Origin of the sequence: Bacillus glycinifermentans (assembly GCF_001042475.2) — a bacterium.
GTDB lineage: Bacteria > Bacillota > Bacilli > Bacillales > Bacillaceae > Bacillus > Bacillus glycinifermentans.
Window position 1 is genome coordinate 1 of the sequence record NZ_LECW02000045.1, and the last position, 15,657, is coordinate 15,657.

Below are 15,657 nucleotides of genomic sequence, written 5' to 3' on the forward strand. Positions count from 1 at the left end.
TCTTGTTTAGTTTTCAAAGAACTTCGTTGCCGCTCTCAAGGCGACCACTTAAATATAACATTTAATAGACAAGCGGTCAACACTTTTTTAAAAAAAGTTTATTTTCATCTTTTCACTCGCGACCAAAAAAGATTATAACACATAATCTATCGGAAGAAAAGATAAAAAAAGCGCAGCCACAAGGCTGCACTTTCATTTATGATTCATCTTCTTCTGTCTCATTTTCTTCATCTTTTTCGACCAAGGCTACGGTAGATACATGCTCCTGATCCGCTAACCGAATGAGGCGCACACCCTGCGTAACACGGCCGGTAACGGAAATGTCATTGATGTCCATCCGAATGATCACGCCGCTGGCGGTGATGATCATTAAATCTTCCTCTCCTCTTGTCGCTTTCACCGTAACAAGAGGTCCGTTATTTTCCGTGATCTTGCACGTCTTCAAGCCTTTTCCTCCACGGCTCTGTGTTCTGTATTCTGAAGCAGGCGTCCGTTTTCCGTATCCATTTTCGGTTACGATCAAGACATCGGCATCCTCTTCGAGAATCTCCATGCCGACAACGATATCGTCGTCTGTGAGCGTGATTCCTTTAACACCGGCAGCGGTTCTTCCCATCTGCCGCACATCGCTTTCAGGGAACCGGATCAAGAGACCGTTTCTCGTTCCGATGACGATCTGCTTATTGCCGTCAGTCAGGCGGACAGCCATCAGTTCATCTTCATCGCGAAGGCTTAAGGCGATTAAACCGTTGTTGCGAATATTGGCGAATTGAGAAAGCGGGGTCCGTTTTGAGATGCCGTGTTTTGTCGTAAAGAACAAATATGACTCATCGTCAAACTCGGTCACCGGAATGATCGCATTGATCCATTCCCCTTTATCGACTTCCAGAAGGTTGATGATCGGAATTCCCTTCGCCGTTCGTCCGAATTCAGGAATTTCATAACCCTTCGCACGGTAGACTTTCCCTTTGTTTGAGAAAAAGAGCAGCGTATCATGGGTCGATGTGGAGATCAGATGTTCAACAAAATCGTCTTCATTTGTTCCCATTCCCTGAATTCCTTTTCCGCCGCGTTTTTGGCTTCGGTAAGTGGAAGAAGGCAGGCGTTTGATATAGCCGTTATGGGTTAACGTGACGACGATGTTTTCTCTCGTAATCAGGTCTTCGTCTTCAATCGTCTCAAGACCGGATGTGACGATCTCCGTCCGGCGCTCATCATTAAAGCGCTCTTTAATTTCTGTCAGCTCTTCCCGGATGATTTCAAGAACTTTTTCTTCGTCTGCTAAAATCGCTTTTAATTCGGCGATCAGCTTGATTAATTCTTGATACTCCTCTTCAATTTTTTCGCGCTCCAGTCCTGTTAAACGCTGAAGACGCATGTCCAAAATAGCTTGGGCTTGTTTTTCGGTTAATGAGAATGTCTCGATTAACCCGTTTTTCGCAATTTCGGCCGTTTGCGAGTTTCTGATTAAGGAAATAACTTCATCAAGGTGGTCAAGAGCCACTCTCAAGCCTTCGAGAATATGGGCTCTCGCTTCCGCTTTGCGAAGCTCGTATGCCGTCCGCCTTCTGATCACGACTTTTTGGTGATCGAGATAATGACCGAGACACTGCTTTAAGCTCAATACTTTCGGCTGTCCGTCGACGAGTGCCAAAAGATTGATGCCAAATGATGTTTGAAGAGCCGTCTGCTTGTACAAATTATTTAACAGAACGTTTGCATTTGCGTCCCTTCTCAGCTCGATGACGATCCGCATTCCGTTTCGGTCTGATTCATCGCGAAGGTCTGTAATGCCCTCGATTTTCTTATCGCGGACAAGATCGGCGATTTTTTCGATCAGCTTCGCTTTATTCACCTGATAAGGGATTTCCGTAATAATAATGGACTGTTTGCCTGAGGATGCTTCTTCGATTTGGGCTTTAGCGCGAAGCGTAATCGAGCCGCGGCCTGTTTCATAGGCTTTGCGGATTCCGCTTCTTCCCAAAATCAATCCGGCTGTCGGAAAATCAGGCCCCGGAATGATTTCCATTAATTCTGCAAGCGTAATATCAGGATTCTTGCTGAGTGCCAAAACCCCGTCAATAATTTCGCCGAGCTGATGAGGCGGGATATTTGTCGCCATCCCGACTGCGATCCCGGCTGCACCGTTGACCAAAAGGTTTGGGAATCTGGCAGGCATGACAATCGGTTCTCTTTCTGATCCGTCATAGTTGTCTTGGTAGTCGATCGTGTCTTTATTAATATCGCGCAGAATTTCCATTGATATTTTCGACATTCTCGCTTCTGTATAACGCATGGCCGCAGCCGAATCACCGTCGACAGAACCGAAGTTTCCGTGACCTTGGACAAGCATGTAGCGATAGTTGAAGTCCTGAGCCATTCTGACCATCGCTTCGTACACGGCAGAATCACCATGGGGGTGGTACTTACCGATAACTTCGCCGACGATCCGCGCGGATTTTTTGTATGGCTTGTCGCTTGTCATCCCGAGGTCGTTCATCGCGTACAAAATTCTTCTATGCACCGGCTTAAGCCCGTCTCTTACATCCGGAAGCGCACGGGAAACAATAACACTCATCGCGTAGTCTAAGAAAGACGTGCGCATTTCCTGACTGATATTGACTTCCTGGACTTGGGGCTTTTGTTGTTCACTCATTAAAAAACCTCCCTGGAGAATCTACATGAGTTGTGTGGGAGTAGATTTGTATTTATACTCTTTCAACGAATAAAGCTATTCTCCATTATATCAATAATCTTGAATTTATACACATGAAATTGTAAAGGCTCTATTTTAGAAAAGACCTTATTTCAAAAATAAGGTCTTACTTGCATTAAATATCCAAGTTCTTTACATAACGGGCATTTTCTTCAATGAAGTTCCGCCGCGGCTCCACCTTGTCCCCCATGAGCATTTCAAAGGTTTCATCGGCATCGATCGCGTCTTTGAGCGTCACTTGAAGCAATGTTCTCGTTTCAGGGTCCATCGTCGTTTCCCAGAGCTGCGTCGCATTCATCTCTCCCAAACCTTTATAGCGCTGCAGGCCGGGCTTAGGAGTTTGCGGAAGCTCTTTTAAAATCTCATCGAGCTGCTGGTCGTTATATGCATACTCCACGCGTTTTCCCTGCTGTATTTTGTATAATGGCGGCTGTGCAATATAGACATATCCTTTTTCGATAATCTGCCGCATGTATCGGTAGAAAAAGGTCAAAAGCAAGGTTCTGATGTGTGCGCCGTCGACGTCGGCATCAGTCATAATGACGACTTTATGATAGCGGGCTTTTTCGAGGTTGAAATCTTCCCCGATCCCGGTGCCGAGTGCGGTAATCATAGAGCGAACCTCATTGTTTGACAAAATTTTATCAAGGCGCGCTTTTTCAACGTTTAAAATTTTTCCCCGCAAAGGCAAAATCGCTTGGAAATGACGGTCCCGGCCTTGTTTCGCCGATCCTCCCGCAGAGTCACCCTCAACGATGTAAAGCTCGGAAATCGACGGATCTTTGGAAGAACAGTCGGCCAATTTCCCTGGAAGATTAGACACTTCAAGCGCGCTTTTTCTGCGCGTCAATTCGCGCGCTTTCTTCGCGGCCATCCGTGCTCTTGCCGCCATAACTCCTTTTTCCACGATTTTTTTCGCTGAATCGGGGTTTTCAAGCAGGAATTTTTCCAATGCTTCTGAAAACAGGGCGTCTGTTATGGTGCGGGCTTCCGAATTACCGAGCTTCGTTTTCGTCTGACCTTCAAACTGAGGATCCGGATGCTTGATTGAAATGATCGCTGTCAAACCTTCCCGGACGTCTTCCCCGCTTAAATTCGGATCATTGTCTTTGAATATGCCGTTCTTTCTGGCGTAGTCATTGATGACCCGCGTCAAGCCCGTTTTAAACCCGGCTTCGTGCGTTCCGCCCTCATACGTATGAATGTTATTGGCAAATGAATAAATGTTGCTCGTATAGCTGTCATTGTATTGAAGCGCCACTTCGATCGTAATCCCGTCTTTCGAACCTTCGATGTAGACGGGCTCCTCGTGGATCACTTCCCTTGAACGGTTTAAGTGTTCAACATAGCTTTTGATTCCGCCTTCATAGCAGTATTCATTCTTGCGCTCTTGGCCTTCCCGCTTATCTTCAATCGTGATTTTAACGCCTTTTGTCAAAAACGCCAGTTCGCGGACGCGGGTGGCAAGAGTATCGTAGTCATACACAGTCGTTTCCGTGAATATTTCAGGATCGGGAGCAAAATGGGTCGTCGTTCCCGTTCTGTCCGTCTCGCCGATGATTTTCAAATCGGCTTTTGGAACGCCGCGTTCGTATTCCTGGTAATGAACTTTCCCGTCTCTGTAAACCGTTACATCGAGCTCCGTTGAAAGGGCGTTGACAACGGAAGCTCCGACGCCGTGCAATCCGCCGGAAACTTTATATCCGCTTCCGTCAAACTTACCGCCGGCATGCAGTACCGTCATGATGACCTCGACGGCAGGCCGCCCCATTTTTTCCTGGATGCCGACCGGAATTCCCCGGCCGTTGTCTTTTACCGTGATGCTGTTGTCGTTTTCAATGACAACGTTGATCTCTGTACAATAGCCAGCCAAAGCTTCATCGATGCTGTTATCGACAATTTCCCATACGAGATGGTGAAGCCCCTTGCCGCTCGTTGACCCGATGTACATTCCGGGCCGCTTGCGGACGGCTTCTAAGCCCTCCAGCACCTGTATCTGATTTTCATCGTAGTTATTGTTATTCTGTTCCGCTGCCACGCACATTCACCTACACTTTTCTTCAAACATAATAAATTTATAGTTAAGATTCTTTATGAATCGATTTCCGGCTTGGATTGAGCCCGCTTTTTCAACGTGCCTGAGGCTAAAGGAGAAAAATAGATCGTCTGAACTGTGACGACAATTGATTTCGGTGTGCTGCTTGAAGAGATAATCCGCTTGCTTTGTTTTGTTAAAAACTCTTCAACGATCGGCGATGTCTTTGCCTTGTAATCAAAAATAGCCACAATTTCTCGTGTTGAGACGACAAAGTCGTCACCTAAATGGATATACAATCCCTCACCCCATTTTTTCAGTCCAATAGCGCGCCATTTGCAACACGAAAGATGCCTGCTTCGTTTAAGGTTTGATGGTCAATTCCGTCGACGCTTGTCGTTGTCACGAAAGTTTGAACACGCCCTTGAATGGTGTGGAGCAAGTGAGACTGCCGATAGTCGTCAAGCTCTGACAGTACATCATCCAAAAGCAAAATCGGGTATTCCCCAATCTCTTCCTGAATCAAATCAATTTCCGCCAATTTAAGAGATAATGCAGTCGTCCGCTGCTGCCCTTGTGAACCGTAGGTTTGGACATCCCGGCCGTTGACGTAGAACAAAACGTCGTCTCTATGAGGGCCGGACAAAGAAACTCCCCGTTCAATTTCTTTATCTCTTAATTTAGAAAATGATTCTTGATAACTATTGATCATTTTCGACAAATCAGGCGAATCTGATACGTGAAGAGACGTATGATACTTTAACGTCAGTTCTTCCAGGCCACGCGAAATTCCGGAGTGGATGGGCTGAGCCCATTTTTCGAGCTGATCAACAAATTGAAGCCGTTTCATCACAACCTTTGCCGCGAATTCCGTAAGCTGTTCCGTCAGTACGTCAAGCATGGTCTGATCTGTCTGTTTTCTCGTTTGTAGCTGCTTTAAGAAATGGTTGCGCTGTGAAAGGATTTTTTGGTAAAGAGAAAGGTCATGAAGATAGACGGGTGATACTTGGCCGATTTCCATGTCAAGAAATCTTCTCCTGACCTGCGGACTCCCTTTTACAAGATTCAAATCTTCAGGAGCAAACATGATCGTGTTAACGGCGCCTACATATTGGCTCAGTTTCTGCTGTTCAATATGATTGACCTTTCCTTTTTTTCCTTTTTTGGAAATGACGAGCTGGATTGGAACAGGACCGTTTTTTTTAATGACCCTACCTTCTATTTTAGCATAGTCTTGATCCCATCGTATGAGTTCTTTGTCATTAGAGGTCCGATGAGATTTTGCCATTGCAAGCACGTAGATCGCTTCCATCAAATTTGTCTTGCCTTGTGCATTCTCTCCGATAATCACGTTCACTTTGTTTTCAAATTCGAGCTCAACGTGTTCATAGTTGCGGTAAGATGATAATGTAAGATTTTGGATATACAATCAATATCACCTGCTTTAGCCGACGACCTGAAATGAACCGAACCCTTCAATCGTCACGGTATCACCGACATACAGCTTCCGGCCGCGGCGGTTATCCGGTTCGCCATTTATGAGTACTTCGTGCTCTGATAAAAACCATTTTGCCATTCCGCCCGACTGAATGACATCAGCCAATTTTAAAAACTGGCCGAGGGTAATCATGTTTGTATCAATCGTCACCGTCTTTGTCATTTTATCGACCTCTTTCAATATCACTAATATCTAATTGTACTAAAAAACAGGGAAAGAAGGAAAGGGGTAAGTTACAGCGCTATAGGAGCGAAAGCGTCTTTTCTGTCAGCAAAATAAGAAAGCCGCCGGACTCACCCGGCAGCTTTCTTCAATTTCAGATTAATACGTCCGGACAGGAAGAATTAATTGAACGATCGAATCATCATTTGGGGTGCGGATCAGAAAAGGTCTCATTGCGCCTGTAAAGCTGACATGAATGTCCTCTCCTTCAAGAACTTTAAGAGCATCCAGCATATATTTCGGACTAAAGGATATCTTTAAGTCTTCCCCTTCGATTTGTTCGGCATTCACCGTTTCAACAACCTTCCCGATTTCAGGAGAATTTGAAGAAATTTCGATGGACTCATCAGCGGCCGCGGACAGCTTCACCACATTGTTCCGCCCTTCCCTCGCCAGCAATGACGCCCTGTCGATTGCCTGAAGAAATTCTTTTGTATTAACGATCAGATTCGTTTTGCTTTCCTGAGGAATCAGACGATTGGTGTCAGGATAATTGCCGTCTAAGAGCCTTGAGAAGAACAGGACGTTCTTCGTCTTAAACAATACTTGCGTTTCGGTGATAACGATATCGACGAGCTCCTGATGGTCGTCGAGAATCTTGCTCAGCTCAGTCAAGCTTTTTCCCGGAATCACGACGTTATATGAGCTGTCCTCGCTGATATCCAGCTTCGCTTTGCGCAGCGCCAGACGGTGGCTATCCGTAGCAGTGCATATTAATTCACCGCCGGCAACGTTCCAGTTTACACCTGTCAAGATTGGGCGTGTTTCTGAGGTGGACACTGCAAAAACGGTTTGGCGAATCAGGTTTTTTAACAGATCTGTTGGGATCTGAAACGCATGATGCTCTTCAATTTGCGGCAAAAGCGGATACTCGCTTGCATCCAATCCGTTTAGGTTAAATTCGGCTTTTCCTGAACGGATAATCGTCAAATACTGATTTTGAACCTCGATTTCGACGGTTGACATCGGCAGTTTTTTAACGATTTCGCTGAAAAAACGCGCTTGAAGAACGATGCTTCCGGGCCTTTCAATTGTTACGATTTCCAAATCACCGTCTTCTTTCGGGATAAACGATTCGATCGAAATATCGGAATCGCTGCCTGTTAAAGACACTCCATCATCAGAAGCGACGATTTTAATACCGGTTAAGATCGGGATCGTTGTTCTTGAAGAAACGGCCTTCAACACATCCTGGACACTTTCGACTAAACGGTCTTTTTGAATTGTAAACTTCATAATCATCCTCCTTGCGGGAATCTATATTTATTATGTTTTATAAAAATAGCAGAAGTAATAGTAGGGGCTGTGGATTTGTGGATAAGTGCTGAAAACGAAAGGAAACACAGCCTATCCACATGTGGACAGACTGTGTAAGACCATGTTTAAGTTATTCACACTTTCCCATTACCTGAGCTGCTCTTTTATTTCTTTGATCTGCTGCTGAAGCTGTTCATCGTCATTCAGCAGCTTCGATATTTTTTCATGGGCATGGATGACCGTCGTATGGTCGCGCCCTCCAAATTCCTCGCCGATTTTCGGCAGGGATGAATCCGTCATTTCCCTTGATAGGTACATGGCGATCTGCCGCGGAAAGGCCACTGATTTCGTCCGTTTTTTCGCTTTGAAATCCTCAAGCTTAATATTGAACTGCTGGCCGACGACTCTCTGAATGTCTTTGATCGTAATGATTTTCGGTTTTGAAGAAGGGATGATATCCTTCAAAGCTTCCGCGGCCAAATCGGCGTTGATGTCTTTATTGATTAAAGAAGAATATGCGACGACGCGAATTAAAGCGCCTTCCAGTTCCCTGATGTTGCTGTCGATCTGATTGGCGATATACAGCATGACTTCATTCGGAATATCGAGACCTTCTGCCTTTGCTTTCTTTCTTAAAATCGCGATCCTTGTTTCCAAATCGGGAGGCGTGATATCCGTAATCAATCCCCATTCAAAGCGGGAGCGCAGGCGGTCCTCTAGCGTCGGAATTTCCTTAGGCGGCCGGTCGCTCGAAATGACGATCTGCTTCGATTCTTCGTGCAGGGTATTAAACGTATGGAAAAATTCCTCTTGCGTTTGTTCTTTTCCCGCTAAAAATTGAATATCATCTATCAAAAGAACGTCGACATTTCGATAACGATTGCGAAAATCGACCGCTTTATTGTCGCGGATCGAGTTAATGAACTCATTTGTGAATTTTTCTGAAGACGAATACACCACTTTTGCAGACGGATTATGCTCGATGACATAGTGTCCGATCGCATGCATTAAGTGCGTTTTTCCAAGTCCGACTCCCCCGTAAATAAACAGCGGGTTGTATGCTTTCGCAGGCGCTTCCGCCACGGCCAGCGACGCGGCATGGGCAAATCGGTTTCCGGAGCCTATAACGAAAGTGTCGAATGTATATTTGGGATTCAGCATATTTTGCGGAAAATCGGCCGGTTCGTCTTCTTTCGACATTTTTTTGATAGGAGATTTCGGCATGAATTCTTCTTCATTTTGATTTTGAGGAATGACAAATTTAATGCTGAGTTCTTCCCCGGTGAGATCGTAAATCGTATCCGCGATTAAGTGCAGGTATCTTGATTCAAGCCAATCGCGTGCAAACTCGTTCGGAGCAGTGATGATCAGCGTATCGCCCTGCAATGAATGAGCCTTTGTCGACTTCATCCATGTTTCAAAGCTGGGCTTGCTCAATTTTTTTTCGATCTGCCCGAGGGCTTGATTCCAAAGATCCGAAATATTTTTCATAATTGGGGTTCGTCCCTCCTTTACAAGGCAAAATGCACCTGTTATAGAACACAAAAAAAGAGCAAATGGATGGATCCATTCGTTGATTAAATGTTGAAAACATATAATATAGTAGAAAAACGTCTTTTCGACATCTTTCACAGGTTGTGGACAAATTCCTGCACACCCTGTGAAAAAACTTTCCACAAGTTATCCACAGTTTGTGGATAATGAGATGACAGCCAATTTGTTATCAAGAGTTAAAACACAAATATAATATCAGAATAAGTGAGACGTTGCAATGGTTGAAAGGAACTTATCCACACGGCATACAAACTGTTGAAGATTTTTTGTCCACAGCGGTTAGTTTTGTGAAAATGTTGTCGATAATGATTGTGGATAGAGAAAAATAAAGTCGAAAGATATCCACATTGATTATTTTTCGATTAAGAACATAAATTTCCCGCTTCCAAAAAAATCTTTTAAGCTAAAATTGAGGAAAAATGAAAATAGACTTTCGGAGTCGATTTATCTGTGTTATCCTATTATGGTGCAAAAAAGAAATGCATAAGTGAAGTTGACAATGAACAGCTTATCCAAATATAATAAATTAGACTGTCTTTAACAGCTATTCCTCGAGGGAGGTGTCATACATGAAAAGAACATATCAACCAAATAACCGCAAACGCAGTAAAGTTCATGGCTTTCGCAGCCGTATGAGTTCTAAAAATGGACGTCTTGTATTAGCACGTCGCCGCCGTAAAGGAAGAAAAGTATTATCAGCTTAGGCCACTGAATAATGTCAGTGGTCTTTTTTACATAGAGGAATGACCAGGCCCTTTTTGCCAGCTTGTTATCGGAGTGAAGGAAGAAATGAAAAAGCGAAATCGATTAAAAAAAAATGAGGATTTTCAAAAAGTATTTAAAAAAGGGAAATCGATGGCAAACCGGCAGTATGTTTTATATGTGCTTCAACAGCCTGATGCGAAAGAGTTTCGGGTCGGACTGTCGGTCAGCAAGAAAATCGGGAACGCCGTCGTCCGTAACCGGGTAAAACGGCTGATTCGCCAGGTCATCCTAGAAGAGCGTGATCAATTAAAACAGGAAAACGACTATATTATCATTGCAAGAAAACCAGCCGCTGATCTGACATATGAAGAAACGAAAAAAAGCTTGCAGCACCTTTTCAGAAAGTCGTTTGTTTACCGAAAAAAAACGAACAAGCCGTCTTGATCCGGAACATGCGCCTTTCGGCCGCACATTTTAAGCGCTTCCTTTTCGTGCAGAAAAGTCTCGCCCATTCCGGGGAGAAAGATGATAAAATACGAGAAAGTATGTATTTTTTTGAAGATCATAACCGCATAAAAAACGGTTGAAGAATGAAGATTTAGGAGGAAATGTTGTTGAAGAGGCGAATTTTATTATTACTCAGCATGGTCGGCGTTCTCGCGCTTTTAGCCGGATGTACGCAGATAAACCAGCCGATCACTGCAGAAAGTGAAGGATTTTGGAACACTTATATCGTTTACCCTTTGTCACAGCTGATTACGTATGTTGCAAGAATGACGAACAATAACTTCGGGCTTGCGATTATCATCGTTACCATCCTGATCAGACTGTTGATTTTACCGCTTATGATCAAGCAGATGAAAAGTACGAAGGCTATGCAGGCCATTCAGCCTGAAATGCAGAAGCTTCGTGAGAAATACAGTTCAAAGGATCAGAAAACTCAGCAAAAACTTCAGCAGGAAACGATGGCTCTCATGCAGAAGCACGGGGTTAACCCGCTTGCAGGATGTTTCCCGATTATCATTCAAATGCCGATTTTAATCGGATTTTACCATGCGATTATGAGAACGCGCGAGATCGCAGAGCACAGCTTTTTGTGGTTTGACCTGGGAGAGCGCGATCCGTACTTTATTCTGCCGATTCTTGCGGGTGTGTTCACTTTCATCCAGCAGAAGCTGATGATGGCCGGAAACGCGCAGCAAAATCCGCAGATGGCCATGATGCTTTGGTTGATGCCGATCATGATCGTGGTATTTGCCATCAATTTCCCGGCGGCTCTTTCTCTGTACTGGGTAGTCGGTAACTTGTTCATGATTGCCCAAACGTTCCTGATCAAAGGTCCTGATATGAGGACGGCGAAGCAGGAAGCCGCAGCTGAAGGAAAAAAATCCGGAGGTAAGAAAAAGTGAAGGAACTGACTGCTACTGGACGGACCGTCGATGAAGCAGTGCAATCCGGGCTTAAACAGCTGGAACTTCAAGCAGATGATGTTGAAATTGCCGTTATAGAGGAAGGAAAAAAAGGATTTCTCGGCATATTCGGTCATCAGCCTGCGGTAGTAAACATTCGAGAAAAAATCGACCCTGTTAAAGAAGCGAAGCAATATTTGGAAAACGTGATTTTGAACATGGGCATCCAAGCGGAAGTGACGGCTGAAGAGGAGCCGAAAAAGGTGATGTTCCAATTGAAGGGCAACAAAACGGCGCTTTTAATCGGAAAAAGGGGACAAACATTAAACGCCCTTGAAACCTTGGTACAGCTCGTTCTTAACCGCCATTCAGACCGCTATATTCAAGCGGTGGTTGATGCCGAAGGCTACCGTGCCAAGCGGAAGGAAACACTGAGGCAGCTCGCTGTAAAGCTGGCCGACCAGGCGAGCAGGCAGAAAAAAGATATCCATCTTGAACCGATGCCTTCAAGCGAGCGAAAAGTGATTCATGACACACTTTCAGGCTACTCGGATGAAATCGAAACATACTCTACGGGCGAAGACCATAACCGGCACCTCGTCATCTCATATAAAAAACAATAGCAGAAAAACCGAAGTTCAACCAAAACGAACTTCGGTTTTTTGTGCACGCAAAATGCTGAAAAGTCATTTTTTCGTCAGGCAAATCGGTTTAAGCCTGGCCTCTTTCGGTGAAAGCTGTTGATAAAAAACAAATTTAATTGTTATTCACATGTGGATAAGTTAAAGTAAATAATGACGGTTTTTCGAGTTGTGGATAACGGTTCAATTCGCTTCCACTACAATTGAAACTATGTTATCTTTAAATTTTGATTACAATAAAATTTTTTATCGATTTATGATGTTTGGAAGATGCCCCGGCAAATGGGGATAATAGATAAAGGAATGAAAAAGAGAGGTGAACGCCATGGATACGATCGCTGCCATTTCAACGCCGATGGGAGAAGGAGCGATTGCCATAGTCCGTATGAGCGGCCCTGAGGCGCTTTCGATCGCCGATAAAGTGTATAAAGGGCCGCGCGGTAAACGCTTGAGCACTGTTGATTCACATACGATAAATTACGGGCATATCGTTGATCCGGAAACGGAAAAGGTCGTTGAGGAAGTCATGGTCTCTGTGTTAAGAGCGCCGAAAACGTTCACGAGGGAAGACATTGTGGAGATCAACTGCCACGGCGGAATTGTCACGGTTAATCAAGTGCTACAGCTCGTTTTGAGAGAAGGCGCGAGACTTGCCGAGCCGGGCGAATTTACGAAAAGGGCTTTTTTAAACGGCAGAATCGACCTTTCCCAGGCCGAAGCGGTCATGGATCTCATCAGGGCGAAAACGGACCGTGCGATGAATGTCGCCATGAATCAGATGGAAGGAAGGCTGTCCTCTCTGATCAAACGTTTGAGGGCGGAGCTGCTTGAGACATTGGCACATATCGAAGTAAATATTGATTACCCGGAATACGATGACGTCGAAGAGATGACGCATAAACTTCTGATTGAAAAGGCGTCAAAAGTCAAAGAAGAAATCGAAGTGCTCCTTAGAACGTCAGAACAAGGTAAAATATTAAGAGAAGGCATCTCAACCGTTATTATCGGAAGGCCGAACGTTGGGAAATCTTCACTATTGAACAGCCTCGTTCATGAGACGAAGGCGATCGTGACCGACATTCCGGGAACGACGCGCGACGTCATTGAAGAATATGTGAATGTAAGAGGCGTACCGCTGCGCCTTGTCGATACAGCGGGGATCCGCGAGACGGAAGATATCGTCGAGCGCATCGGTGTCGAGCGCTCAAGACAGGTATTAAAAGAAGCGGATTTGATTCTGCTTGTCCTCAATTACAGTGAAGAGCTTTCAGAAGAAGACATCAAGCTGTTCGACGCGACAAAAGGCATGGATCTGATCGTGATCGTCAATAAGACCGACCTCGAACAGAAGCTTGATCTCGGCCGCGTTCAGGAATTGGCTGACGGACGTCCTGTCGTCACGACTTCCCTTTTAAGAGAGGAAGGGATCAACGAGCTTGAGGACGCCATCCAGTCGCTGTTTTTCACGGGAGCGATCGAAAGCGGCGACCTTACGTATGTCAGCAATACAAGGCACATCTCGCTGCTGCATGAGGCCAAGCGCGCCATCTCGGATGCTCTTGAGGGAATCGAAAACGATGTGCCGATTGATATGGTACAAATCGATTTAACAAAATGCTGGGAAGTTCTTGGGGAGATCATTGGAGACGCCGTGCACGAAAGCCTGATCGACCAGCTCTTTTCACAATTTTGCTTAGGAAAATAAAGGAGGAACGAAACATATGGGCTATGAAGCTGGCCAATATGACGTCATCGTCGTCGGAGCCGGTCACGCCGGTGTTGAAGCGGCTTTGGCATCAGCAAGACAAGGCGCAAAAACGCTCGTCTTAACCATCAACCTTGATATGGTTGCTTTTATGCCTTGTAATCCGTCTGTCGGCGGCCCTGCTAAAGGGATCGTCGTCCGCGAAATTGATGCGCTCGGCGGAGAAATGGCTAAAAATATTGATAAAACTCACATTCAAATGCGGCTTTTAAATACGGGGAAAGGTCCTGCCGTACGGGCGCTGCGTGCGCAAGCCGATAAATTTCAATATCAGCATGAAATGAAAAAAACGCTTGAAAATGAACCGAATTTGAATTTGCTGCAAGGAATGGTCGAACGCCTTTTGATAGAGGACGGCGAATGCCGCGGCGTGGTCACTCAAACCGGGGCGATATACCGTTCAAAAACGGTCGTCCTGACAACGGGTACGTTTTTGAGAGGAAAAATCATCCTTGGAGATTTGTCTTATTCAAGCGGACCGAACAACCAGCAGCCTTCGATCAAGCTTTCTGAGCATCTCGAAGAGCTCGGGTTTGACCTCGTCCGCTTTAAAACGGGCACACCGCCGCGGGTGAACAGCCATTCGATCGATTACAGCAAAACGGAAATCCAGCCTGGCGATGACGTGCCGCGGGCCTTTTCGTATGAGACGGTGGAATATATTACAGACCAGCTTCCGTGCTGGCTGACGTATACAAGCCCGGAAACGCATGAGATCATTGACGACAATCTGCACCGTTCACCGATGTACTCCGGCATGATCAAAGGAACGGGGCCGCGATATTGTCCGTCCATCGAAGATAAGGTCGTCCGCTTTAATGATAAGCCGAGACATCAGATTTTTCTTGAGCCTGAAGGCCGCAATACACAGGAAGTGTACGTACAGGGGCTGTCGACAAGCCTTCCGGAAGACGTACAGAGAAAAATGCTCGCAACGATTCCGGGGCTTGAAAACGTGGAAATGATGCGAGCAGGATATGCGATTGAATATGATGCGATCGTACCGACACAGCTTTGGCCGACGCTTGAAACGAAAAAAATACCGGGTCTGTTTACAGCCGGTCAAATCAACGGAACATCAGGCTACGAAGAAGCGGCCGGGCAGGGGATCATGGCTGGAATTAATGCCGGACGCAAGGCGCTTGGCAAGGAAGAAGTCATCCTCAGCCGCTCAGACGCATACATCGGCGTTTTGATTGACGACCTCGTTACAAAAGGAACAAACGAGCCATACCGTCTCCTGACATCAAGGGCGGAATACCGTCTGCTCCTTCGCCATGACAACGCGGACCTGCGCCTGACGGAAATCGGATATAAGGTCGGCTTGATTTCTGAGGAGCGCTATCAAAAATTTCTTCAGAAAAAAGTGGCTATTGAAGCAGAGAAAAAACGCCTGCATTCTGTTATTATCAAACCGACCAACGAAAACCAGGAATACATCCGTTCATTGGGCGGAAGCGAGCTGAAAGACGGCATCCGGGCGACTGATTTAATGAAGCGGCCTGAAATGAATTACAAAACCGTCACGGCGCTTGCACCTGCAGAGGAAGACGTCGCCGCCGACGTTGCCGAACAGGTCGAAATCCAAATCAAGTATGAAGGATATATCGAAAAATCCCTGCAGCAGGTCGAAAAGCTTAAGAAAATGGAAAACAAAAAGATTCCGGACAGAATCGACTATGACGCCATTAAAGGGATCGCGACAGAAGCGCGCCAAAAACTGAAAGAGGTCAGACCGCTGTCCGTTGCGCAGGCCTCACGGATTTCCGGGGTGAATCCTGCCGATATTTCCATTCTGCTTGTTTACCTCGAACAGGGCCGGATCGCCAAGGTCGCGGAATAGAAAGGATGACGG

13 protein-coding genes are annotated in these 15,657 nt (G+C 45.6%); 6 read left to right on the forward strand and 7 right to left on the reverse strand.

Translation table 11 applies throughout. From position 1 onward, the window contains the following. Nucleotides 1-196: 196 nt before the first annotated feature. The 7 genes from gyrA to dnaA form a co-directional block, all read right to left on the reverse strand. A complete protein-coding gene (gene gyrA / locus AB447_RS19470; RefSeq protein WP_048353831.1) occupies nt 197-2,656 on the reverse strand; it encodes a DNA gyrase subunit A in 2,460 nt (819 codons plus the stop codon). A gap of 175 nt (nt 2,657-2,831) precedes the next feature. Beyond that, nucleotides 2,832-4,760, reverse strand: coding sequence for a DNA topoisomerase (ATP-hydrolyzing) subunit B (gene gyrB / locus AB447_RS19475; protein WP_048353832.1), 1,929 nt, complete (start codon nt 4,758-4,760; stop codon nt 2,832-2,834). A gap of 47 nt (nt 4,761-4,807) precedes the next feature. Further along, nucleotides 4,808-5,050, reverse strand: a complete 243-nt coding sequence (remB, locus tag AB447_RS19480) for an extracellular matrix regulator RemB (protein ID WP_048353833.1) — start codon at nt 5,048-5,050, stop codon at nt 4,808-4,810. Between the two features lie 17 nt (nt 5,051-5,067). Then, complete coding sequence (recF, locus tag AB447_RS19485; RefSeq protein ID WP_048353834.1) at nt 5,068-6,180, reverse strand: DNA replication/repair protein RecF; 1,113 nt, start codon at nt 6,178-6,180, stop codon at nt 5,068-5,070. Nucleotides 6,181-6,195: 15 nt separating this feature from the next. Further along, entirely contained in the window at nt 6,196-6,411 is a 216-nt protein-coding gene (yaaA, locus tag AB447_RS19490; RefSeq protein WP_048353835.1) for a S4 domain-containing protein YaaA, read from the reverse strand. 159 nt (nt 6,412-6,570) lie between these two features. Then, nucleotides 6,571-7,707, reverse strand: coding sequence for a DNA polymerase III subunit beta (gene dnaN, locus AB447_RS19495; RefSeq protein ID WP_048353836.1), 1,137 nt, complete (start codon nt 7,705-7,707; stop codon nt 6,571-6,573). Between the two features lie 168 nt (nt 7,708-7,875). Continuing rightward, entirely contained in the window at nt 7,876-9,219 is a 1,344-nt protein-coding gene (dnaA, locus tag AB447_RS19500; RefSeq protein ID WP_048406804.1) for a chromosomal replication initiator protein DnaA, read from the reverse strand. 632 nt (nt 9,220-9,851) lie between these two features. Here dnaA and rpmH point away from each other — a divergent pair. The 6 genes from rpmH to mnmG all read left to right on the forward strand — a co-directional run bounded on the left by rpmH (nt 9,852) and on the right by mnmG (nt 15,645). Next, nucleotides 9,852-9,986, forward strand: a complete 135-nt coding sequence (gene rpmH / locus AB447_RS25470; protein WP_082094032.1) for a 50S ribosomal protein L34 — start codon at nt 9,852-9,854, stop codon at nt 9,984-9,986. Between the two features lie 85 nt (nt 9,987-10,071). Beyond that, nucleotides 10,072-10,431, forward strand: coding sequence for a ribonuclease P protein component (rnpA, locus tag AB447_RS19505; RefSeq protein ID WP_048406245.1), 360 nt, complete (start codon nt 10,072-10,074; stop codon nt 10,429-10,431). A 164-nt stretch (nt 10,432-10,595) separates the two neighbouring features. After that, nucleotides 10,596-11,396 (forward strand): YidC family membrane integrase SpoIIIJ, encoded by an 801-nt coding sequence (gene spoIIIJ, locus AB447_RS19510; protein WP_048353837.1) that lies wholly within the window; start codon nt 10,596-10,598, stop codon nt 11,394-11,396. Next, on the forward strand, nt 11,393-12,019 hold the full coding sequence (jag, locus tag AB447_RS19515; protein ID WP_048353838.1) for an RNA-binding cell elongation regulator Jag/EloR: 627 nt from the start codon (nt 11,393-11,395) through the stop codon (nt 12,017-12,019). Before spoIIIJ ends, jag begins: the two co-directional genes overlap by 4 nt. 343 nt (nt 12,020-12,362) lie before the next feature. Then, the gene (gene mnmE / locus AB447_RS19520) at nt 12,363-13,742 is read left to right on the forward strand and encodes a tRNA uridine-5-carboxymethylaminomethyl(34) synthesis GTPase MnmE (RefSeq protein WP_048353839.1); all 1,380 of its coding nucleotides are present in this window, start codon (nt 12,363-12,365) and stop codon (nt 13,740-13,742) included. A 16-nt stretch (nt 13,743-13,758) separates the two neighbouring features. After that, nucleotides 13,759-15,645 (forward strand): tRNA uridine-5-carboxymethylaminomethyl(34) synthesis enzyme MnmG, encoded by a 1,887-nt coding sequence (gene mnmG / locus AB447_RS19525; RefSeq protein ID WP_057957719.1) that lies wholly within the window; start codon nt 13,759-13,761, stop codon nt 15,643-15,645. Nucleotides 15,646-15,657 lie beyond the last annotated feature (12 nt).